The organism is Pseudomonas sp. GD04015 (genome assembly GCF_029837675.1).
GTDB classification, from domain to species: domain Bacteria; phylum Pseudomonadota; class Gammaproteobacteria; order Pseudomonadales; family Pseudomonadaceae; genus Aquipseudomonas; species Aquipseudomonas paralcaligenes.
Map to the genome: position 1 here is coordinate 1 of NZ_JAOEEE010000055.1, position 20,682 is coordinate 20,682.

Annotated in this window: 24 protein-coding genes; 16 read left to right on the plus strand and 8 right to left on the minus strand. The window is 68.4% G+C overall.

All coding sequences use genetic code 11. The features are described 5' to 3' along the window. Positions 1-45 precede the first annotated feature (45 nt). From N7640_RS24670 to N7640_RS24680, 3 genes are all read left to right on the plus strand, one after another. A complete protein-coding gene (locus N7640_RS24670) occupies positions 46-1,359 on the plus strand; it encodes an FAD-binding oxidoreductase (RefSeq protein WP_279905055.1) in 1,314 nt (437 codons plus the stop codon). Between the two features lie 189 nt (positions 1,360-1,548). Then, complete coding sequence (locus tag N7640_RS24675; protein ID WP_279905056.1) at positions 1,549-2,298, plus strand: polysaccharide lyase family 7 protein; 750 nt, start codon at positions 1,549-1,551, stop codon at positions 2,296-2,298. A 47-nt stretch (positions 2,299-2,345) separates the two neighbouring features. Then, a complete protein-coding gene (locus N7640_RS24680) occupies positions 2,346-2,876 on the plus strand; it encodes a hypothetical protein (RefSeq protein WP_279905057.1) in 531 nt (176 codons plus the stop codon). A gap of 371 nt (positions 2,877-3,247) precedes the next feature. Here N7640_RS24680 and N7640_RS24685 read toward each other — a convergent pair whose 3' ends face one another. The 3 genes from N7640_RS24685 to N7640_RS24695 form a co-directional block, all read right to left on the minus strand. Then, positions 3,248-4,144: a hypothetical protein gene (locus N7640_RS24685; protein ID WP_279905058.1), complete on the minus strand. Its 897-nt coding sequence runs from the start codon at positions 4,142-4,144 to the stop codon at positions 3,248-3,250. Between the two features lie 293 nt (positions 4,145-4,437). Beyond that, positions 4,438-5,208 (minus strand): SDR family oxidoreductase, encoded by a 771-nt coding sequence (locus tag N7640_RS24690; protein WP_279905059.1) that lies wholly within the window; start codon positions 5,206-5,208, stop codon positions 4,438-4,440. A 91-nt stretch (positions 5,209-5,299) separates the two neighbouring features. Continuing rightward, positions 5,300-5,518, minus strand: coding sequence for a DUF3820 family protein (locus N7640_RS24695; RefSeq protein ID WP_137971305.1), 219 nt, complete (start codon positions 5,516-5,518; stop codon positions 5,300-5,302). A gap of 141 nt (positions 5,519-5,659) precedes the next feature. Between N7640_RS24695 and N7640_RS24700 the strand changes: the two genes are divergently transcribed. Together N7640_RS24700 and dgt are read left to right on the plus strand one after the other, a co-directional pair. After that, the gene (locus N7640_RS24700) at positions 5,660-6,544 is read left to right on the plus strand and encodes an EamA family transporter (RefSeq protein WP_279905061.1); all 885 of its coding nucleotides are present in this window, start codon (positions 5,660-5,662) and stop codon (positions 6,542-6,544) included. 55 nt (positions 6,545-6,599) lie between these two features. Beyond that, positions 6,600-8,054: a dGTPase gene (gene dgt, locus N7640_RS24705; RefSeq protein WP_279905062.1), complete on the plus strand. Its 1,455-nt coding sequence runs from the start codon at positions 6,600-6,602 to the stop codon at positions 8,052-8,054. Between the two features lie 136 nt (positions 8,055-8,190). On the opposite strand, the gene ahpF is transcribed toward dgt, so the two are convergent. The 3 genes from ahpF to N7640_RS24720 all read right to left on the minus strand — a co-directional run bounded on the left by ahpF (position 8,191) and on the right by N7640_RS24720 (position 11,323). Then, the gene (gene ahpF / locus N7640_RS24710; protein ID WP_279905063.1) at positions 8,191-9,744 is read right to left on the minus strand and encodes an alkyl hydroperoxide reductase subunit F; all 1,554 of its coding nucleotides are present in this window, start codon (positions 9,742-9,744) and stop codon (positions 8,191-8,193) included. Between the two features lie 244 nt (positions 9,745-9,988). Further along, positions 9,989-10,552, minus strand: coding sequence for an alkyl hydroperoxide reductase subunit C (ahpC, locus tag N7640_RS24715; protein ID WP_220812783.1), 564 nt, complete (start codon positions 10,550-10,552; stop codon positions 9,989-9,991). Positions 10,553-10,714: 162 nt separating this feature from the next. Beyond that, entirely contained in the window at positions 10,715-11,323 is a 609-nt protein-coding gene (locus tag N7640_RS24720) for a PilZ domain-containing protein (protein WP_279905065.1), read from the minus strand. Between the two features lie 163 nt (positions 11,324-11,486). On the opposite strand from N7640_RS24720, the gene N7640_RS24725 reads away from it, so the two are divergent. Further along, positions 11,487-11,936 (plus strand): flavodoxin, encoded by a 450-nt coding sequence (locus N7640_RS24725; protein ID WP_279905066.1) that lies wholly within the window; start codon positions 11,487-11,489, stop codon positions 11,934-11,936. Further along, entirely contained in the window at positions 11,936-12,403 is a 468-nt protein-coding gene (locus N7640_RS24730; RefSeq protein WP_220812786.1) for a cupin domain-containing protein, read from the plus strand. The genes N7640_RS24725 and N7640_RS24730 overlap by 1 nt, the downstream gene beginning before the upstream one ends. On the opposite strand, the gene N7640_RS24735 is transcribed toward N7640_RS24730, so the two are convergent. Continuing rightward, positions 12,385-13,278, minus strand: a complete 894-nt coding sequence (locus tag N7640_RS24735) for a LysR family transcriptional regulator (RefSeq protein WP_279905067.1) — start codon at positions 13,276-13,278, stop codon at positions 12,385-12,387. The genes N7640_RS24730 and N7640_RS24735 overlap by 19 nt on opposite strands. Before the next feature lie 86 nt (positions 13,279-13,364). Between N7640_RS24735 and N7640_RS24740 the strand changes: the two genes are divergently transcribed. The 9 genes from N7640_RS24740 to N7640_RS24780 all read left to right on the plus strand — a co-directional run bounded on the left by N7640_RS24740 (position 13,365) and on the right by N7640_RS24780 (position 19,803). Continuing rightward, complete coding sequence (locus N7640_RS24740) at positions 13,365-13,751, plus strand: CidA/LrgA family protein (RefSeq protein WP_279905068.1); 387 nt, start codon at positions 13,365-13,367, stop codon at positions 13,749-13,751. Next, the gene (locus N7640_RS24745) at positions 13,741-14,427 is read left to right on the plus strand and encodes an LrgB family protein (RefSeq protein WP_279905069.1); all 687 of its coding nucleotides are present in this window, start codon (positions 13,741-13,743) and stop codon (positions 14,425-14,427) included. The genes N7640_RS24740 and N7640_RS24745 overlap by 11 nt, the downstream gene beginning before the upstream one ends. 96 nt (positions 14,428-14,523) lie before the next feature. Continuing rightward, positions 14,524-15,300 carry a class II aldolase/adducin family protein gene (locus N7640_RS24750; RefSeq protein WP_220812790.1) on the plus strand — a complete coding sequence of 259 codons (777 nt, stop codon included), beginning with the start codon at positions 14,524-14,526 and terminating at the stop codon, positions 15,298-15,300. Then, positions 15,297-16,202 carry an alpha/beta hydrolase gene (locus tag N7640_RS24755; protein ID WP_279905070.1) on the plus strand — a complete coding sequence of 302 codons (906 nt, stop codon included), beginning with the start codon at positions 15,297-15,299 and terminating at the stop codon, positions 16,200-16,202. The genes N7640_RS24750 and N7640_RS24755 overlap by 4 nt, the downstream gene beginning before the upstream one ends. After that, entirely contained in the window at positions 16,181-16,711 is a 531-nt protein-coding gene (locus tag N7640_RS24760; RefSeq protein WP_279905072.1) for a DUF1569 domain-containing protein, read from the plus strand. Before N7640_RS24755 ends, N7640_RS24760 begins: the two co-directional genes overlap by 22 nt. Positions 16,712-16,719: 8 nt before the next feature. Then, entirely contained in the window at positions 16,720-17,217 is a 498-nt protein-coding gene (locus N7640_RS24765) for a hypothetical protein (protein ID WP_279905073.1), read from the plus strand. A gap of 75 nt (positions 17,218-17,292) precedes the next feature. Next, on the plus strand, positions 17,293-17,769 hold the full coding sequence (locus N7640_RS24770) for a hypothetical protein (protein WP_279905075.1): 477 nt from the start codon (positions 17,293-17,295) through the stop codon (positions 17,767-17,769). A 114-nt stretch (positions 17,770-17,883) separates the two neighbouring features. After that, entirely contained in the window at positions 17,884-18,795 is a 912-nt protein-coding gene (locus N7640_RS24775; protein ID WP_279905076.1) for an SDR family oxidoreductase, read from the plus strand. A gap of 240 nt (positions 18,796-19,035) precedes the next feature. Beyond that, a complete protein-coding gene (locus N7640_RS24780) occupies positions 19,036-19,803 on the plus strand; it encodes a crotonase/enoyl-CoA hydratase family protein (RefSeq protein WP_279905078.1) in 768 nt (255 codons plus the stop codon). A gap of 6 nt (positions 19,804-19,809) precedes the next feature. On the opposite strand, the gene N7640_RS24785 is transcribed toward N7640_RS24780, so the two are convergent. Further along, a complete protein-coding gene (locus N7640_RS24785) occupies positions 19,810-20,622 on the minus strand; it encodes a tetratricopeptide repeat protein (RefSeq protein WP_279905079.1) in 813 nt (270 codons plus the stop codon). Positions 20,623-20,682: the final 60 nt, after the last annotated feature.

The window sequence follows — 20,682 nt, forward strand, 5'->3', positions numbered from 1 at the left end:
GCGCGCAGCGCACTCTACGGCGGCGACCGCCACAAGGATTCTGCAATGAACGCCATCAACCAACCCGTCAGAGCGGCCGCCGAGCGCGCACCGTCCTACTATTCGGCCTCCCTCAACGTCGAGACCGACTACCCGACCCTGCAAGGCCAGGTCAGCGTCGACGTTGCCATCATCGGCGGCGGCTTCACCGGTGTCGCCACCGCCGTGGAGCTGGCCGAGCGCGGCCTCAAGGTGGCCATCGTCGAGACCCACAAGATCGGCTGGGGCGCCACCGGGCGCAACGGCGGCCAGGTCACCGGCAGCCTGTCCGGCGACGAAGCCATGCGCAAGCAGATGCGCGACCGCCTCGGCGCGGAAGTGGACGACTTCATCTGGCACCTGCGCTGGCGCGGCCACGAGATAATCAGGAACCGGGTGGAGAAGTACGGCATCCGTTGCGACCTCAAACACGGTCACCTGCACGCGGCGATGAAGCCCAGCCACATGGACGAGCTGCGCGGCGCCTACGAGGAAGCGGTGCGCCGCGGCATGGGTGACGAGGTGACCCTGCTCGACGCGGCCGGGGTACGCGAGCACCTGGCCAGCGACCTGTACCTGGGCGCGGTGAAGAACACCCGCAACATGCACCTGCACCCGCTCAACCTGTGCATCGGCGAGGCCAGGGCGGCCGAGAGCCTGGGCGCGCTGATCTTCGAGCATTCCGAGGTGCTCGACATCGTCCACGGCGCGCGGCCGGCGGTGATCACCGCCCACGGCCGCATCGACGCGGCGCAGGTGCTGCTGGCCGGCGACGTGTACCACAAGCTGGAGCGCAAGCAGCTCAAGGGCATGATCTTCCCGGCCATGGGTGGCATCGTCACTACCGAGCCGCTGGGCGAACGGGCGAAGCAGATAAACCCGCAGGACCTGGCCGTGTACGACTGCCGCTTCGTGCTCGACTACTACCGGATGACCGCCGACGGCCGTCTGTTGTTCGGCGGCGGCGCCAACTACTCCGGGCGCGACTCGCGTGACATTGCCGGCGAGCTGCGCCCATGCATCGAGCGCACCTTCCCCCAGCTCAAGGGCGTGAAGATCGACTTCCAGTGGAGCTGCGCGATGGGCATCGTGATGAACCGCATCCCGCAGCTGGGCAAGCTGTCGCCCAACGTCTGGTACTGCCAGGGCTATTCGGGCCACGGTGTCGCCACCACCCACATCATGGGCGAGATCATGGCCAACGCGCTGACCGGCACCCTGGGCCACTACGACACCTTCTCCGCCTGCAAGCACATCAAGGTGCCGCTGGGCGACGTGTTCGGCAACCCGATGCTGGCCGCCGGCATGTGGTACTACCAGATGCTGGAGAAGCTGCGCTAGGGCGCTGAAAAACCTCTTCCTTGTCACGCCCGCGCAGGCGTGAGTCCGGGGGCCTCTGGTTTCCCGCCTGCGCGGGAATGACGATTGTTTCGGTGAGCCCCTGGACGCCGGCCGTGAACCCGGCCGGCGCCCGCGTTGTCTGCACAGAGCCTGTACAGAGGGCGCGACGAGCGATCCGGGAGCGCGGCGATGCATCGATCACTACTCTGCCTGGGCTGCGGCCTGCTGGTGCTGGCCGGCTGCAGCAAGGACCAGGATGACGGCCCCTTCCAGGCGCCGGGGGCCAACTACGACCTGTCGCACTGGAAGCTCACCCTGCCGGACGCCAAGGCCAGCGAGGTGCCCAGCGCGGAGCTGCGCGCCGGCTACGCCTCGCGCTACTTCCACCTGGCCGATAACGGCGCCATGGTGTTCATAGCCCCCGCCGGCGCGGGCAGCACCAAGAACTCCGACTACCCGCGCGCCGAGCTGCGCGAACTGCTCGACCCTGCCGACGACAACCGCAACTGGAACGGCGCCGGCCACCACCGGCTCAGCGCCAGCGCGCGGGTGCTGCGCGCGCCGAGCACGCAGAAGATCATCGTCGGCCAGGTTCATGGCTTCGACGCGCGCCCGCTGGTCAAGCTGCAATGGGAGAAGGGCCGGCTCAAGGCGCTGATCAAGCGCCACCCGAAGGGCAGCAACGAGGACATCCGCCACGTCTTCGCCACCCCGGTGGACAACGACCTGTTCTCCTACCGCATCGAGGTGCGCGACGGCGTGCTGGCGGTGGAGGTCAATGGCGAGCGCATCGACCACGACTTCTACGCGGCGGACCCGGCCTGGCGCCAGGTGGGCTTCTACTTCAAGGCCGGCGCCTACGTGCAGGACGACGAGGGCGACGGCGCCGACGATGTGGGCGAAGTGCAGTTCACCCAGTTGAGCGTGCGCCACGACTAGCCCGGACGTATCCTATGCGCCCCGTCTCGACCGCCCAGGACCCCCCCATGAAAGCCCAGCTCCTCGAACTCGTCACCCTGATCAGCTCCGGCTGCATGACCGACGAGGAGATCGCCCGCATCGCCGACGAGGCGGCCCAGGCCTACGCCGACCCGGCTGCCTTCCTCGCCGCCAACCCGGACGTCAACTACGACGACGATTTCCCCATCCCGCTGGGCGAGTGGGTGGTGGTCGGCAGCCTGCCCGAGACCGTGCTGTTCCAGGCCGACACCTACGACCAACTGCTGCAGCAGATCATCGACTCCTTCGGCCCGCAGGTGAGCTTCAACATCAAGCCCAAGCAACTGGTGAAGGTCGAGCCGCTGAAGGCCCTCAACCGCATCCAGGTGCAGCTCTCGGCGCTGTACAAGGAGAAGGGCGGCTACGTGCTGGTGGACCTCAGTGAGCCGCTGGACGACGAGCTGCAGTGCGTGCTGGTCTACACCAGCGACCTGCCGCGGGTGCTGGAGCTGGCGGTCGATGTCGGCATTTACGCAGCCCCGGCCTATGAGGCGCTGAAGGCCGCCCAGGACGAGTGAACTGCGCGCCACACCGTGCCGTGCCGTGCTACGCATGAAAAAAGCGATGTTCCCGTCAGATGTTGTAGTGCCCTGAGCTCTTCTGGGTTCCCGCCTGCGCGGGAATGACGGTTTCGGAAGAAACTTCCACCCTATCTCGTCATCCCCGCGCAGGCGGGGATCCAGGGGCAGGCAGGGTGCAGCGTTCCGATGGCGGAGCTTGACCGCGCAACACGTAACGGGGACATAACCATGAAAAAGGCCGCTTCCCGATTGAGGAAGCGGCCTTTTTTTGGGGGACGATCAGGTCAGCACGGCGATCAGAATGATCAGCGGGATCGGTACACCGAGGAACCACAGCAGAAGTGAGCGCATGTCTGTTCTCCTTGTTATCAGCGAAGCGGGGCGGTAGTGGTGCGGTAGTCGCTGACGACCACCACCACGGCGTCACGGCTGCGACCACCGAAGGTGGCGGCGAAACTACCGACGAAGGCGCCGATCAACAGCGCGACGAACATCCACAGGGTGGCGTGCGCGGCCGCCTTGCGGGCTTCATCGGCGGCCTGTTTGGCCTGTACCACGCTCTCGCGGGCCTGGGCATAGACCTCGTCGACACGGGCCTGGGCCTCGGTGGGTGAGAGGTTGGTGCGTTGCGACACCAGCTGTATGAGGTAGGCGCGGTCGGCCGCGGAGAGTTCGCCGTCGTTGTCCAGGCTGCGCGCCAGGATGCGCGCGACCACGCCATGGGCGGCATCATCCGCGCTGGGCGCCGGGCGATCATCGCGGAACAGGCCGTCGATGTAGTAGCCGTACTCTTCTTCGGCTCCGGCCAGGGCCGCTGGTGCCGCGCCGGATGCGACCTGTGCGCTGGCCTGTACGCCGGCACCGACAATGCCACTCACCGAGCCCACCAGCACGGTTGCGGTGAGCAGGGTCGCCACGGCCCACGCCAGGAAGCCGTGCGCGGTGTCGCGGAAAAATACCTCGTCACCATGCAGCGTGGTCCACCTCACGCGCAGGCGGCCGGCGAGGTAGCCGCCCATCCCCGCCGCGATGATCTGGGTCAGGGCGAGCCAGATGATCGTGGAGATGCCCAATCCTTCGGCGCTGATACCCTCGTTGCTCCAGGGCGAGACCGCACTGAAGCCAAGGCCGAAGCCGAGCAGGATGAGAATGAGCGACAACGCCGCCGCGGCGATGGCGCCGGCGAAGATCGCGGCCCAGGAAACACCAGAGGTGCTGGCGGATTCATCCAGGGCAGTTGCAGCAAGATTGGGTGTGGTGATCATTTTTTTATCCTTACTTGGACGGAAAAACCCACTGCGGGGACGGCACATCGCCGGCTCCTATGGCTTAGTGAGAGCGTCAGTCGGTAAGGTTCAGGTTCTTGTTGCGGGACTGGGCCGCGGGGGGCGTCGAGATCGGCACAAAGCAGGCGGCGCCCGATAGGCCGGGGCGCACGGGAGGGCTCGCCGAAGGCGCTTGCCCCTCGGCGAGCTGCTGGACGAACCTTGTCTACACCCGCGCTAGCCAGGCCTGCGAGGCGTCGAAGGTCTGGCTGTTGTTACCTGGGCGGGAACGGCTACAGGCTGAAGCCGCCGTCGATGGGGATGATGGTGCCGGTCATGTAGGCGCCGGCCGCGCTGCACAGGCTGATGGCGAGGGCGGACATTTCCTCCTCGCGGCCCCAGCGGCGCATCGGGATGTGGGCCACATCCTCGGCCATGGCCGCCTCGTCGCCGGCGATGTGCCGGGTCATCTTGCTCGGGAAGCGGCCGGGGGCGATCACGTTGACATTGATATGCTCGCTGACCAGCTCTTTGGCCAGGATACGTGACAGCTGGTGCAGCGCCGCCTTGCTCGGGCCGTAGGCGTAGGCCTGTTCGCCGAACGAGCTGATACCGGCCACCGAGCCGATGTTGATCACCCGCGCCGGGCTGGCCTCGCTGCCGGCCTTGCGCAGCAGCGGCAGCAACTGCTGGATGCAGCTGAACACGGCGGTGACGTTGAGCTGCATGACCTTCTCCCAGCCCTTGACCGGGTAGCTCTCCAGTGGCGCGCCCCAGGTGGTGCCGGCATTGTTGACCAGGATGTCGAGGCGTTCGACGCGGCCGTTCAGTTCTTCGGCCAGGGCGCGGGCGCCTTCCTCGCCGGACATGTCGGCGGCAAGGCCGATGCACTCGCCGTAGGCCGACAGTTCCTCGGCCACCTGGCGGCAGGCGTCGCCATCGCGGGCGCAGATGAACACCCGGGCGCCGGCCTCGAGCAGGCCCTGGGCGATCATCCGGCCGATGCCGCGGCTGCCGCCGGTGACCAGGGCTGTGCGGCCCTGCAGGCTGAAATAGGGATGCATGGAAACTCCTCGGGGCAATGGGAACGAGCCCATACCCTAATCGAGGCGGCCGGCGGATGCGGCGCTTATAGCCGGCGCAAATGCCGGGGCATCAGCGCTTGCCCTGGCGCAGCGGCTCCAGCAGCGGCTTCAGGCCGTTGTGGTCGATCTCCTGCATCAGCGCCAGCAGGCGACCGATCTCGCCCTTGGGGAAACCCTCACGGGCGAACCAGTTCAGGTAGTTGCCCGGCAGGTCGGCGATCAGCCTGCCCTGGTACTTGCCGAAGGGCATGGTGCGGGTGACCAGCAGGAGGAGGTCTTCGGGATTCATGGCGGTGTCGGTGGTGCGGAAGATGCGCGCAGGATAACCCGACTGGCGCACTGTACGGCCACAGTCGTCGCCAGCTGTATGCCCGTGGCGCGGGCGCGGCGCGCTTTAATCGCCGTTTCCCTGTTGTCGCGGAGTGCTCCGATGTCGCCCAAGGACCTGCTGCTGGCGCTGGTGGTGATCGTCGCCTGGGGCCTCAACTTCGTGGTGATCCGCGTCGGCCTCGACAGCCTGCCGCCGATGCTGCTCGGCGCCCTGCGCTTCGTCCTGGCGGCGCTGCCGGTGTTCCTGGTGCGCCGGCCGAACCTGCCCTGGCGGTGGCTGATCGCCTACGGCGCGACCATCTCCCTGGGCCAGTTCGTGTTCCTCTTCGAGGCCATGGCCAACGGCATGCCGGCCGGGCTGGCCTCGCTGGTGCTGCAGTCCCAGGCGTTCTTCACCCTGGCCTTCGCCGCCCTGTTCCTCGGCGAGCGGATGCGCGGCGCCAGCGTGCTGGGCCTGCTGATCGCCGGCGGCGGGCTGCTGCTGATCGGTCTGCAGACCGGTCATTCCACCTCGCTGCTGGGCATCGTGCTGACCCTGGTCGCCGCCTCCATGTGGGCGATGGGCAATGTGCTCACCCGCAAGTTCGGCAAGATCAACCTGATGGGGCTGGTGATCTGGGGCAGCCTGATCCCGCCGGTGCCGTTCTTCCTCCTGTCGCTGTGGCTGGAAGGGCCGCAGCGCATCGAGCAGGCCCTGCTCAATATCGGCACCAGCTCGATCCTCGCCCTGCTGTACCTGGCGCTGATCGCCACACTGCTCGGCTACGGCCTGTGGAGCCGCCTGCTGTCGCGCTACCCGGCAGGGCAAGTGGCGCCATTCTCGCTGCTGGTGCCGGTGGTGGGCCTGAGTTCGTCGGCCTGGCTGCTGGGCGAGCGACTGAGCACCCTGCAGTGGGTGGGTGCGGGGCTGGTGATGCTCGGCCTGCTGGTCAACGTGTTCGGCGGCCGCCTCTGGCAGCGCCTGCAGGGTGCGCAGGCCGCCTAGCCGAAGCGCCGGCCGACGCGGTAGGCTGCGGTCTGATCGGCTAGGAGCGAAGGCGTTGGATTTCAAGGCGAAGATTTCCCTGCGCCGTGCCCGTGAGAAGGGTACGGTGCCCCGGCCCGGCGACGCGGGCTGGCAGTTCGAGCTGGGCGAGCGGCTGGAGAGCGACCGTGGGCGTATCGTCAACTCGGCGGCGGTGCGCCGCCTGCAGCAGAAGACCCAGGTGTTCCCGCTGGAGCGCAACGCCGCGGTGCGCAGCCGCCTGACCCATTCGCTGGAAGTGCAGCAGGTCGGCCGGCACATCGTCCGCACGCTGTTCCAGAAGCTCGGCCCGCGCGCCGCCGACTACGGCCTGGTCGGCCTGGAGCGGGAGCTGGAGACCCTGGTGGAAATGGCCTGCCTGACCCACGACATCGGCAACCCGCCGTTCGGCCACTTCGGTGAGTTCGCCATCGGCGACTGGTGCGCGCGTCACCTCGACGGGCTGTTCGCCAGGGCGGTGCCGGAGGGCGATGCCGAACTGCGCCAGCACATGCTGGCCGACCTCGCCGCCTTCGAAGGCAACGCCCAGGCCATCCGCCTGCTGCACCGCCTGCACGACATGAACCTGACCTACAGCCAGACCGCCTGCATGCTCAAGTACGTGCGCGCGGCCTACCAGCCGCGCCCGGCCGGTTCCTACCTGGCCAAGAAGCCCGGTTACTACCTGAGCGAGGAGGGCTTCGTCGCCGAGCTGTGGCAGGCGCTGGGCATGGCGCCCGGCACGCGCCATCCGCTGGTGTACGTGATGGAGGCGGCGGACGATATCTCCTACTGCCTGGCCGACCTGGAGGACGCGGTGGTCAAGCACATGCTCGACCTGAAGCGGCTGGACGAGTTGTTGCGCGAAACCTTCGCCAAGCGCCTGCCGCTGGACTACGTGATCGACGAGCAGGGGCGCAGCTTCGCGGCGCTGCTCGACGACGCCCGCGAGGCTGCCGAGAACGAGCCGGTGGACAAGGTCGGCAAGTTCTTCATCCGCCTGCGCGTCAACCTGATCCACCCGTTGGTTCAGCATGCGGCCGCCCAGTTCGTTGAACACCTGGACGCGGTGTTCGCTGGCACCCTGGAACGTGCCCTGCTGGAGGACGACAGCCCGGCCAGTGCGGTGGTGCAGACCTTCAAGGACATCGGCGCTGGCCACGTGTATTGCCACCGCGAGGTGGAGACCCTGCATCTGCGCGGTCTGCGCATCCTGCAAGGATTGCTGGACGGCTACGGCACGCTGCTCGGTCTGCGCGGCGAGGATTTCGCCGCCGTGCTGGACGGCAAGGGCCGCGCCGACCTGCGCATGCTGGCGCGGCGCCTGCCCACGCACCTGCTGGCCGCGTACCGGGTGGCGGTGGCCGGGCACGAGGACGGGGACGCCGCGCTGTGGGAGTTCTACCACCGCGCGCGTCTGCTGCTGGACTTCGTCAGCGGCCTGACCGACCAACTGGCCGAGGACGAGCACCGGGTACTCACCGCCCAGTAGGGTGCGCCGCGCGCACCGCGAGCAGCCAGTTTGCCTGTGGTGCGCACGGCGCACCCTACGGTGTAGCGAAGGGTAAAGCGCCGGACATGAAAAAGCCGGGTCTCTCGCAAGCCCGGCTTTTTCGTTGCCGCGTCGATCAGCTGTGGCGGATCAGGTAGTCGAAGGCGGACAGCGAGGCCTTCGAGCCTTCGCCCAGGGCGATGACGATCTGCTTGTACGGCACAGTGGTCACGTCGCCGGCGGCGAACACGCCGGGGATGCTGGTCTGGCCCTTGGCATCGACCACGATCTCGCCGAAGCGCGACAGCTCCAGGGTGCCTTTCAGCCACTCGCTGTTGGGCAGCAGGCCGATCTGCACGAAGATGCCTTCCAGCGCCACTTCGTGGACCTGCTCGGTGGCGCGGTCCTTGTAGACCAGGCCGGTGACCTTCTGGCCGTCGCCCTTGACCTCGGTGGTCTGCGCGCTCTTGATCACGGTGACGTTCGGCAGGCTGTACAGCTTGTTCTGCAGCACGGCGTCGGCGCGCAGGGTGTCGGCGAACTCCAGCAGGGTCACGTGGGCGACGATGCCGGCCAGGTCGATGGCCGCCTCGACGCCGGAGTTGCCGCCGCCGATCACCGCCACGCGCTTGCCCTTGAACAGCGGGCCGTCGCAGTGCGGGCAGAAGCACACGCCCTTGGCCTTGTATTCCTGCTCGCCGGGCACGCCCATCTCGCGCCAGCGGGCGCCGGTGGAGAGGATCACGGTCTTGGCCTTGAGGCTGCCACCGTTCTCGAAGCGCACCTCGTGCAGGCCGCCCTCGGTGGCCGGCACCAGTTGGCTGGCGCGCTGCAGGTTCATGATGTCGACCTCGTACTCGCGGACGTGCTCCTCGAGGGCGCGGGCCAGTTTCGGGCCTTCGGTTTCCTTCACCGAGATGAAGTTCTCGATGGCCATGGTATCCAGCACCTGGCCGCCGAAACGCTCGGCGGCGACGCCGGTGCGGATGCCCTTGCGCGCGGCGTACACGGCCGCCGCGGCGCCGGCCGGGCCACCGCCGACCACCAGCACGTCGAAGGCTTGCTTGGCGCTCATCTTCTCGGCGTCGCGGCTGGCGGCACCGGTGTCGATCTTGGCGAGGATTTCCTTCACTTCCATACGGCCGGAGGCGAACACCTCGCCGTTCAGGTAGACGCTCGGCACGGCCATGACCTGGCGGCGCTCGACTTCTTCCTGGAACAGCGCGCCGTCGATCGACACGTTGCGGATGTTGGGGTTGAGCACGGCCATCAGGTTCAGCGCCTGGACCACGTCCGGGCAGTTCTGGCAGGAGAGCGAGAAGTAGGTCTCGAACTCGAAACGGCCTTCGATGGCCTGGACCTGCGCGATGGTCTCGGCGTCCAGCTTGGACGGGTGGCCGCCGACCTGCAGCAGAGCCAGCACCAGCGAGGTGAACTCGTGGCCCATGGGGATGCCGGCGAAGGTGATGCCGATATCCGCGCCCGGACGGTTCAGGGCGAAGGACGGACGGCGTGCATCGTTGCCGTCGGTCTTGAGGGTGATCTTGTCGGTCAGGCCGACGATGTCGTTGAGCAGTCCGAGCAGCTCCTGGGATTTCGCGCTGTCATCGAGGGACGCGACGATCTCGAACGGCTGGGTGACCTTCTCGAGGTAGGCCTGCAACTGGGTTTTCAGAGTGGCGTCCAACATGACGGAGTTCCTTCAGTGCGAATTTCGGACAAACAAACGCCCGGGCGGATCGCGCCCGGGCGTTCGGGCACCTTTGAGAAGTCCTGTGGGACTTCTTGAGGCGAAAAATGGGATGTAGAGCGTCGCGAGCGACGGCAGTGCAAGGCGAAATCAGGCGAGGGCGCGCAGTTTACGAGCTGTAAATGAGCAGCCCGAGCCTGATTTCAACGCAGCAATGCCTAGCGCAGCAGCGCTACGCCCATTTTTAGATCTTGCCGACGAGGTCCAGAGACGGAGCCAGGGTCTTCTCGCCTTCTTTCCACTTGGCCGGGCAGACTTCGCCCGGGTGAGCGGCGGTGTACTGGGCGGCCTTCAGCTTGCGCAGGGTCTCGGAAACGTCACGGGCGATCTCGTTGGAGTGGATTTCCAGAGTCTTGATCACGCCTTCCGGGTTGATGATGAAGGTGCCGCGCAGGGCCAGGCCTTCGTCGGCGATGTGTACGCCGAAGGCGTTGGTCAGCTGGTGGGTGGGGTCGCCGACCAGCGGGAACTGGGCCTTGCCGACGGCCGGGGAGGTTTCGTGCCAGACCTTGTGGGAGAAGTGGGTGTCGGTGGTGACGATGTACACTTCAGCGCCGGCCTTCTGGAAATCGGCGTAGTTGTTGGCGGCGTCCTCGATCTCGGTCGGGCAGTTGAAGGTGAAGGCCGCGGGCATGAAGATCAGAACCGACCACTTGCCTTTCAGGCTCTGCTCGGTGACCTCGATGAACTCGCCGTTGTGGAAAGCGTTGGCCTTGAACGGCTGAACCTGGGTGTTGATCAGGGACATTGAATAACTCCTGGTGGGTTTGGAAGTGGGTTTGGAAAGTTGACGGTGGGCATATTAGCCGCATTGGTCCAGATTGCTTAATTGATTGCGGTCATTGAATCGATTGCCATGGCCTATGACGGCGCAGCCCGACCGGGTCGCCGCATGATAGGCGACGGGTCTTCAGCTGGCGACTTGCAGCTGCGGATGGCGTCGGCGGTACTGCTCGAAGATGAACTGGCGGATGCGCTCGGCGTGCTCGCCGTGCTGCAGCGTCAGGCCGTAGGCCGCGCGGTGCCGGCCGATGCGCCGGATGCGCCGGCCCTGCACCGGCATGCTCTCGCCGCCGGGCACGGACAGCCACAGGTTGAACTGCTCCGGCGGCTGGCGCAGCGGGGTGCCGAGCACCAGGCTGCCGGGGGCCAGTTCGTACACCAGCAGGTCGCTCTCCTCGCCGCTGCCGTCGCGCAGCGCCAGTGGCTCGTCCAGCTCCAGGCGCCAGGGGCGGCGCACCTCGCCGTCCTCGTAGATGCTGGGCGCGCCCATCTCCAGCTGCAGGCCGTGCAGCTCGTCCTCCACCATCTGCAGCGGGAAGGTCATGCTGCAATCGTCCATCCGCGCCTCCAGGCTCAGCCTGGCGTGGACGCCGAGGCGCGCCAGCAGGGCGTTGGCCAGCGGCCCGCCATCCACCTTGAAGGCGGGAATGGGCAGCGGCTTGCCGATGAACTGGCTGTGGAAGACCTCTCGGATGAAGTCCAGTTCTTCGCTGGAGAGGGTGGGGTGGTCGGACATCGGGGTGGCCCTCCGCGGGCGACTTCGGGTGATCGCAAAACGTGAAGCGCGTCACGCGCGCGGGCGATCACCCAAGTGTGACGACCGCACCGGCGGCGAGTTCCCCCGGGGGCGACATGCGGCATAATGCGCGGCGTTTTTTCGAACTCTCGCGGAGTGCTGCATGAAAGTCGCCATCCTGTCCGGCTCGGTCTACGGAGCCGCCGAAGAAGTCGCACGCCGCGCCGTCCAGGTGCTGGAGGGCGCCGGTTGCGAAGCCTGGCACAAGCCCGGCGTGGCCCTCGACGAAGTGCTGGCCTTCGCCCCCGAGGCGCTGCTGGTGATCACTTCCACCACTGGCATGGGCGAGCTGCCCGGCAATATCCAGAACCTCTACTACGCCATTCGCGACCGTTTCCCGGCCTGGAGTGGCCTGCCCTGCGCGGTGATCGCCCTGGGCGATTCCAGCTACGACGTGTTCTGCGGCGGTGGCGAGCAGATGCGCGAGCTGCTGCTGGAACTGGGCATGCGCGAGGTGCTGCCGATGCTGCGCCTGGACGCCAGCGAGAGCGTCACCCCGGACGAGGACGCCATGCCCTGGCTGGCCGAACTGGCCGCGGCGCTGAAAGCCTGATGCACCCGCGCGCCGCCGAACTGATTCGCGAGCTGCAGCTGGCGCCCCATCCCGAGGGCGGCTACTACCGCCGCCTGTTCACCGCCGGCCGCCGCGACGCCGAGGGCCGCGCCGCCTCCAGCGCGATCCTGTTCCTCCTGCCGGGTGGGGTGGCCAGCCGCTGGCACCGGATCGACGCGGACGAGCTGTGGCATTTCCACGAGGGCGCGCCGCTGGAACTGCTGATCGGCGAGACGCCGGCCGCGGTGCGCCGCGAATGCCTCGGCCCGGTCGCCGCCGGACAACTGCCCCAGCGCGTGGTGCCGGCCTGCGCCTGGCAGGCGGCGCGCAGCCTGGGCGACTTCACCCTGGTCGGCTGCACCGTGGCGCCGGAATTCCGCTTCGAGGATTTCCGTCTGCTGGCCGACGATCCGGCTGCGCTGGCCGCCTGGCCACGCCTGGCGGCGGACTACCCCGAGCTGCTCTGAGCGGCGCTCTCGCCGATCAGGTCGAGCCACGCCTGCGCCGCCCGCGACAGGTAGGCGCCGCGCCGCCAGATGAAGGCGATGTCCCAGCGCAGGTCCGGTTCGTCCAAGGCCAGGCGCACCACCCCCGGCCGTTCCAGTTCGCGCGCCACGATCCGCGGCAGCAGCACCACGCCCTGGCCGGCGGCGACCAGCGCGCCGAGGAAGTCGGCCTGGCCGCTGCGCCCGCCCTCGATCGGGGTGAAGCCGGCCTCCTGGCAGGCGCGCAGGAGGCGGTCGTTGAGGGTGAAGCTCTGCTGGTAGAGCAGGAAGGGCGTGTCGGCGAGCTGCGCCAGGCTCACTCCGTCGGCGCCCGACAGCGGATGGGCGGCCGGCAGCAGGACGTCCAGCGGCTCGTTGCAGAACGGCTGGCTGTCGAAGGCGGGGTCGTCCGGCTGCAGGCCGGCGCCCAGCTCCAGTTCGCCGCTCAGCACCAGTTGCTCGACCAGCTTGCTGCCACCTTCCTGCAGGTGCACCGCGATGTTCGGGTAGCGCCGCCGGTATTCGGCGAACAGGCCGGCGAACAGCGCGTCGCTGCCGAGCATGGGCAGGCCCAGGCGCAGTTCGCCGCGGGCGAGCTGGCCGAGGTCGTCGAGTTCCCGCTGCAGCTCCTGGCGCAGGCGCAGGAAGTCCTCGGCGCGGCGTTGCACCACGCGGCCGGCATCGGTCAGGCGCAGGTGCGGGCCGCTGCGTTCGAGCAGGCGCACGCCGAGGCGCTGTTCCAGCTGCGCCACCTGCTTGCTGATCGCCGACTGGCTGGCGTGGAGCACGGCGGCGGCCTGGGTGAAGCCGCCCTGGCGCACCACTTCGGCGAAGGCGCGCAGCTGTTTGAATTCCATTCTGGAATGCCTTTCAGTCGGATAATTCGCTTTTGGGATGATAGGCCGGCGCTTAACCTGCTTGCCAGTGCAAGAGGGTTGTCATCGTGGATCGCGCGCGTGTTCGTCATCTGTTTCGCCTGGGCGCCGAGCTGGCGGCGCTGCTGGGGCTGTACCTGGCCGGCTGCCAGCTGGCCGCCTGGCTGGGCTGGCCGATTCCCGGCGGGGTGATCGGCCTGGGCCTGCTGCTGGCGGCTTTCGCCAGCGGCCGGGTGGAGCCGGCCGCGCTGCAGCTCGGCGCCGGCCTGCTGATGGCGGAGATGCTGCTGTTCTTCATCCCGGCGCTGATGAGCCTGCTCGACTACGGCGCGCTGCTGCGCGAGGAGGGCTGGCGCATCCTGCTGGTGATCGGTTGCAGCACCCTGCTGGTGATGCTGGCCACGGCCCTGACCGTGGAGCTGGTGTGCCGCTGGAGGACGCGCCATGAGGCTTGAGCCGATGCCGCTGTTCTGGCTGGGCCTGACCCTGGCCGCCTACCTGCTGAGCCGCTGGGCCTACCGGCGCAGCGGGCGCTACCTGCTGTCGCCGCTGCTGCTGGTGCCGGCCGTGCTGCTGGCGGTGGCCGTGCCGCTGCACACCGACTACGCCGAGTATTCCGGCTACACCCACCTGCTGATGGCGCTGCTCGGCCCGGCCACCGTGGCCTTCGCCGTGCCCATCTGGCAGCAGCGCGCGTTGCTGGCCCGGCACTGGCCGGCGCTGCTGCTGGGCATGCTGGCCGGCAGCGCGGTGGCCATCGCCAGTTCCTGGTGGCTGGCCAACGCCCTGGCCCTGGACGGTGAGGTGAGCCGCTCGCTGGTGCCGCGCTCGATCACCACGCCCTTCGCCATGCCGGTGGCCCAGCGCCTGGGCGGCGTGCCGGAGCTGGCGGCGATCTTCGTCATGCTCACCGGCACCTTCGGCGCGCTGCTCGGTGGCCTGCTGCTGAAATGGCTGCCGCTGCGCACGGCGCTGGCCCGGGGCGCGCTGTTCGGCGTCGGCGCCCACGGCGCCGGCGTGGCGCGGGCCCAGGAGGTGGGCCGCGAGGAGGGCACCGTGGCGGGCCTGGTGATGGTGCTGATGGGGCTGCTCAACCTGTTCGCCGCGCCGCTGCTGCCGGCCCTGTTGTGACCCGCAAGGCCAGTGCGCTGGCCTGCAAGGCGACTGGTAGCCCGGCAACCGCTCGCTAGACTGCTCGGCACAACAAAAACGCCGAGGTGATCTACCGTGAACGCACCGCTCAATCTCCCCAACGTGAAGAACCAGGTGTCCGAGGCCGAATGGCGGACCCGCGTGGACCTCGCCGCCTGCTACCGGCTGATCGCCCTGTACGGCTGGGACGACCTGATCTTCACCCACATCTCGGCCAAGGTGCCGGGTACCGAGGACTTCCTCATCAACCCCTACGGGCTGATGTTCCACGAGATCACCGCGTCCAGCCTGGTGAAGATCGACCTGGCCGGCAAGAAGCTGATGGACGGCCCGTTCGACATCAACCCGGCCGGCTACACCATCCACAGCGCCGTGCACGAGGCGCGCCACGACGCGGGCTGCGTGCTGCACATCCATACCCCGGCCGGCATCGCCGTGTCGGCGCAGAAGCAGGGGCTGCTGCCGCTGTCGCAGCAGTCGCTGTTCGTGCTCGCCAGCCTGGCCTACCACGGCTACGAGGGTGTCGCCCTGAACCACGACGAGAAGTCGCGCCTGCAGGCGGACCTGGGCGACAAGAACTTCATGATCCTGCCCAACCACGGCCTGCTCACCGCCTTCGGCACCATCGCCGACGCCTTCCTCGGCATGTTCACCCTGCAGCGCGCCTGCGAGATCCAGGTGATGGCGCAGAGCGGTGGTGGCGAACTGATCCACATCCCGCAGCAGGTTCTCGACGGCGCCCGGGCAATGATCGCCGGGGTGATGAAGAGCCCGCAGGGCATGGGCGGCTCGCTGCCCTGGCCGGCGCTGCTGCGCAAACTCGACGCACAGATGCCGGGCTACGACCAGTGACGGCGTTGCCGGGCATCGCCCTGGACGAATGGCGGGCGCAGGGGCGCGGCTTCAGCTTCAAGGGCCACGCCATCCGCTACTGGACGGCGGGCGAGGGCGAGCCGCTGCTGCTGATCCATGGCTTCCCCACGGCGAGCTGGGACTGGCACTACCTGTGGCGGCCGCTGGCGGCGAAATACCGGGTGATCGCCTGCGATATGCTCGGCTTCGGCTACTCGGCCAAGCCGCGTGACCACGCCTACAGCCTGCTGGAGCAGGCCGACCTGCAGCAGGCGCTGCTGACGCACCTGAACGTCGAGGCGCCGGTGCACGTGCTGGCCCACGACTACGGCGACAGCGTGGCCCAGGAGCTGGTCGCCCGCCATCAGGAAGGGCGCATCCGCCTGGCCAGCTGCGTGTTCCTCAATGGCGGCCTGTTCCCCGAGACCCACCATCCGGTGCTGATGCAGAAGCTGCTGCTCAGCCCGGTCGGCCCGCTGCTCGGCCGACTGTTCTCGCGCGGCAAGCTGAAGACCAACCTGCACAAGGTGTTCGGCCCGCACACGCCGCCCAGCGAGGCGGAGCTGGACGCGTTCTGGGAGCTGATCATGCACAACCAGGGTCCGAGGGTGATGCACCGGCTGATCCGCTACATCCCCGACCGGCGCGTCAACCGGACGCGCTGGGTTGCGGCGATGCAGGACACGGCGCTGCCGATGCGGGTGATCGACGGCGCCCTCGACCCGATCTCCGGTGCGCACATGGTGGCGCGCTATCGCGAGCTGATCGCCAACCCGGACACGGTTTTGCTGCCAACCATCGGCCACTATCCGCAGACAGAGGCACCCGCAGAGGTGCTCGTCCATTATCTGGAGTTCCGTGAGCGCCTGGAGGCCATTGCATGCAAAGACGAACCCTGTTGAAAGGCGCCGCGGTGGGCGGCGTCGTGGCGCTGGGCGCCGGCTTCTGGGCGCTGCCCACCGGCGCGGCGCCGGCGGCGCTGAGCCTGGACGGTGCGCGCCAAGTGCTGGAGGGGCTGAAGGGCCACGCGCTGGTCAGCGTCCAGGGTTGGACGCCGACGGAAGTCTTCAATCACTGCGCCCAGAGCATCGAGTATTCCCTGGATGGCTACCCGCAACTGAAGCCGGGCTGGTTCCGCCACAGTGTCGGACCGGCCGCCTTCGCCGTGTTCAGCGCCCGCGGCGCCATGCGCCACCCGCTGACCGAGGCCATCCCCGGCGCCGCGCCGCTGGCCGAACCGGCCAGCCAGGAGGCTGCGCTGTTGCGCCTGCAACTGGCCTTCGAGCGCTTCGCCAGCCATGAGGGCAAGCTGCAGCCGCACTTCGCCTACGGCGTGCTCGACCACGAGGAATACGCCCAGGCCCACGTGATGCACCTGTACAACCACCTCAGCCTCATCCGCCCGGCCTGACACGGTCGATGCGCATCCCTTCGCTGCTGTTCGTCGCGCTCGCGCTTGCCGGCTGCGCCAGCGCGCCGGTGCAGCCGGGGCGCACCTTCGACGGCTGGTATCTCGATCGCAGCGAAGGCGACGAACCGCAGGCCCTGTGGACGCTGCTGACTGGCGAGCCGGCGCAGGCGGGAGCGCGGGTCCATCTTCGCCAGCTCGACGGGCATGCGCCGGAGGCATCCCTCTACCGCGATGGGATATGCCAGCAGCGCGAGACGCTCGACGATGCTGCCTGGCAGGAAGACGAGCTGCACCTGCAAACCAGCAGCTTCGACGGCATCCCGCCGCTGGCCTGGGGGCGCATCCGTCGCGAAATGAAGCTGCAGCCGGAGGGCGAGGCGCTGCGGGTCGACCTGCACGAAAGCCGCTTCGGCATGTTCCTGATCATGGTCGGCGGCGCGCCCGATCGGAACGTTGTCTACCGTTTCGCTGGCGTTGCCGCCGATATCCGGCAGGATTGCCGCTGATCCGGTTGTTCGAACCTCTCGCTATGCCGCTCACTCGGTTGCTTCGTAGGACATCCATTTTCCCGAGGTGAGCACATGAACAAGAAACCCCTCTCCGCGCTGTTCCTCAGCGCACTGCTGACCGGCCTTGCCGTACCTGCCCTGGCTGAAACCGACTCCACCGGCCCGACCGTGCCCGGGCCGACCTCGCCCACGCCGCCGGAGGTGCCCGCCGACACCTCGCCCAACGGCACCGACAGCGACACCGGCACCTACACGCCGGGAGCGCCGACCGACGATGGCATGGGCACCGATAATGGCATGGGTAACGACAACGGGATGGGCACCGATAACGGTGTGGGCAACGGCACCAACGCCCCGGGCAGCAATGGCGGCAACACCGCGCCAGGCGGTACCGGTAATGGCGCGGGCAACGGGGTCGGCAATGGCAGCGGCGTCGGCAGCGGCAACGGTGCCGGCACCAGCGGCGGTAGCAATGGCGCCGGGACCAGCGGCAGCGGCTCTTCCAGCAGCGGCAGTGGCGCCGGATCGGGTGCCGGCGCCGCGCCGTAAGCGGGCATAAGGTCGCATTATCGGGCGTCATTCAGGCAGGCCGCGCGCCTTGTGGAGGGCGCGGTACCTGCCTGACACTCGGGTTTTTCGCCCGAATGCAAACTAGGAGCCCTCATGAGCGACCCCATCCGTTTCCAGGATCAAGTGGTGATTGTCACAGGCGCCGGCGGCGGCCTGGGCCGTGCGCACGCCCTGCTGTTCGCCAAGCATGGCGCCAGGGTGGTGGTGAACGACCTGGGTGGCAGCACCCATGGCGAAGGCGCCAACGCGTCGGCGGCGGACAAGGTGGTCGCGGAGATCCAGGCGGCCGGCGGCACCGCGGTGGCGAACCATGACTCGGTGACCGATGGCGACAAGATCGTGCAGTGCGCGCTGGACAGCTTCGGCCGCGTCGACGTGGTGGTGAACAACGCCGGCATCCTGCGCGACAAGTCGTTCCACAAGATGGACGACGCCGACTGGGACCTGGTCTACAAGGTCCACGTCGAGGGCGCCTACAAGGTCACCCGCGCTGCCTGGGAGCACCTGCGCGAGCAGCAGTACGGCCGCATCATCTTCACCGCCTCGACCTCCGGCATCTACGGCAACTTCGGCCAGGCCAACTACGGTATGGCCAAGCTCGGCCTGTATGGCCTGACCCGCACCCTGGCCATCGAGGGTCGCAAGAACAACGTGCTGGTCAACGCCATCGCCCCCACCGGCGGCACCCGCATGACCGAGGGCCTGATCCCGCCGCAGGTGTTCGACCAGCTCAAGCCGGAACTGGTCAGCCCGCTGGTGGTGTACCTGGGCAGCGACCAGTGCAAGGACACCGGCGGCCTGTACGAAGTGGGCGGCGGCTGGGTCGGCAAGGTGCGCTGGGAGCGCAGCCTGGGCGCCGGTTTCGATCCCAGGACCGGTTTCAGCCCGGAAGACGTCGCCTCCAGCTGGAAGCAGATCGGCGACTTCGAGGGCGCCGTGCACCCGGACGACAACGTCACGGCGCTGCGCGAGATGATGGTCAACCTGCAGAAGCACGCGGGCTGATCCGCCAGCCTGGCGGGGGAATCGGCCAGCGGGCTGCTTTCTCCACGACGGGACGTTAAGTTGAAGGCCGGCAGCGATGCCGGCCTTTTTCATGGCCAGGTCCCGGTGAGTTGTCGCGCAGTAGGGTGCGCCGTGCGCACCAGCAGCCCGTACAGAGCCCCTGGTGCGCATGGCGCACCCTACACCGGGGCATGGTCTGACCCCATGCCCCGTCCCGAAAAACGAACGGAGTGCCCCGTCATGGCTGTGCTGGTCGAGAAGAATGCCGGCGTCACCACCCTGATCATCGACCGTCCGCAGGTGCGCAACGCCGTCGACCGACCCACCGCCGAGGCCCTGGCCGACGCCCTGCGCGCCTTCGAGGCGGACGACGAGGCGAGGGTGGCGGTGCTCACCGGGGCCGGCGGCACCTTCTGCGCGGGCGCCGACCTGGGGGCGGTGGCCGAGGGCGGCGAGCGCGGCAACCGCCTGGAGGAGGAGGGTGACGGCCCGATGGGGCCGAGCCGCATGCAGCTCGGCAAGCCGCTGATCGCCGCCATCGAAGGTCACGCCGTGGCTGGCGGCCTGGAGCTGGCGCTGCTGGCGGACCTGCGGGTGATGGCCGAGGACGCGGTGCTCGGCGTGTTCTGCCGCCGCTTCGGCGTGCCGCTGATCGATGGCGGCACGGTTCGCCTGCCGCGCATCGTCGGCCAGGGCAGGGCGCTGGACCTGATCCTCACCGGCCGCCCGGTACACGCCGAGGAGGCGCTGCAGATGGGCCTGGTCAACCGGGTGACGGCGCCGGGCCAGGCGCGGGCCGTGGCCGAGGCGCTGGCGCTGGAGATCGCCGGTTTTCCCCAGCGCTGCATGCTCGCCGACCGTGCCAGCGCCCACACTCAATGGAACCTGCCGCTGGACGAGGCCCTGCGCGCCGAGTTCCGCGGTGGCATGGCCGTGGTGGAGAGCGGCGAGACTCGCGCCGGAGCTATCCGTTTCGCCGGCGGCACGGGGCGCCACGGCGAGTTCTGACAGGCGCTAATGCAGTGCCGGAGTGCGGCCCTGGCGGCCCAGTTGGTCGATGCGCTGGGCCAGCCGCAGGCGATCGTGCTCGTTGTCGCACAGCAGCAGCGCCCGCTCCAGATCGAAGCGCTCGGCCTGGGGGCATTCCAGTTCGTGGTAGATGGCGGCGCGTAGCAGGTGGTCAGCGCTGGTCGCCGGTCCGAGCAGGAGGATGCGCTCGGCGTCCTTGAGCGCCGCCACGTGGTCGTCCGCCGCCCCGTGCAGGTGGCACAGGTTGCGCGACAGGCGCAGCATCAGGCCGCGGGCATCGCAGGTCTGGAAGTGGCTGGCGGCCAGTTCGGCGCCGGGGCCGGCGACGCGCACCAGCAGTTCGCGGCAGTCGCGGGTGTAGAGGCGGCGCCCGTTGCAGGGATCGAGCAGGTGGTCCGCGCCGGGCACCCGCAGCAGCAGGTGGCCGGGAAAGTTCACCGCCTGCAGTGGAATGTCCAGGCGCTGGGCCAGCTCCAGGGCGATCAGCGCCAGCGACAGCGGCTGGCCCCGGCGGCGCTGCAGCACTAGATGCAGCAGCGCGGCGCGCGGGCGCAGGGGAACGTCGTCCTCCTCGTGGAAGTCCAGCTCGCCGAGCCGCCGCAGCAGCGGCTGGGCCAGGTCGGGGCCGGCCAGGTTGGGCAGGCCGGCGGCCACCTGCTGACGCAGGTTGGCGAATTCGCGCAGTACCTGTTCCGGCTGCAGCGAGGCATCGTGTTCGGCGGCGATCCACAGTGCCGCCCGCAGTAGCGCAGGCGGGTCCGACTCCAGGCAGGTCAGCCAGGCGGGGCGAGCGGTCATGCGGTTCTCCCTGACGAGACGCGTTGCCAGACTATTAACCGCCCGGCACCGGCTCGTCCA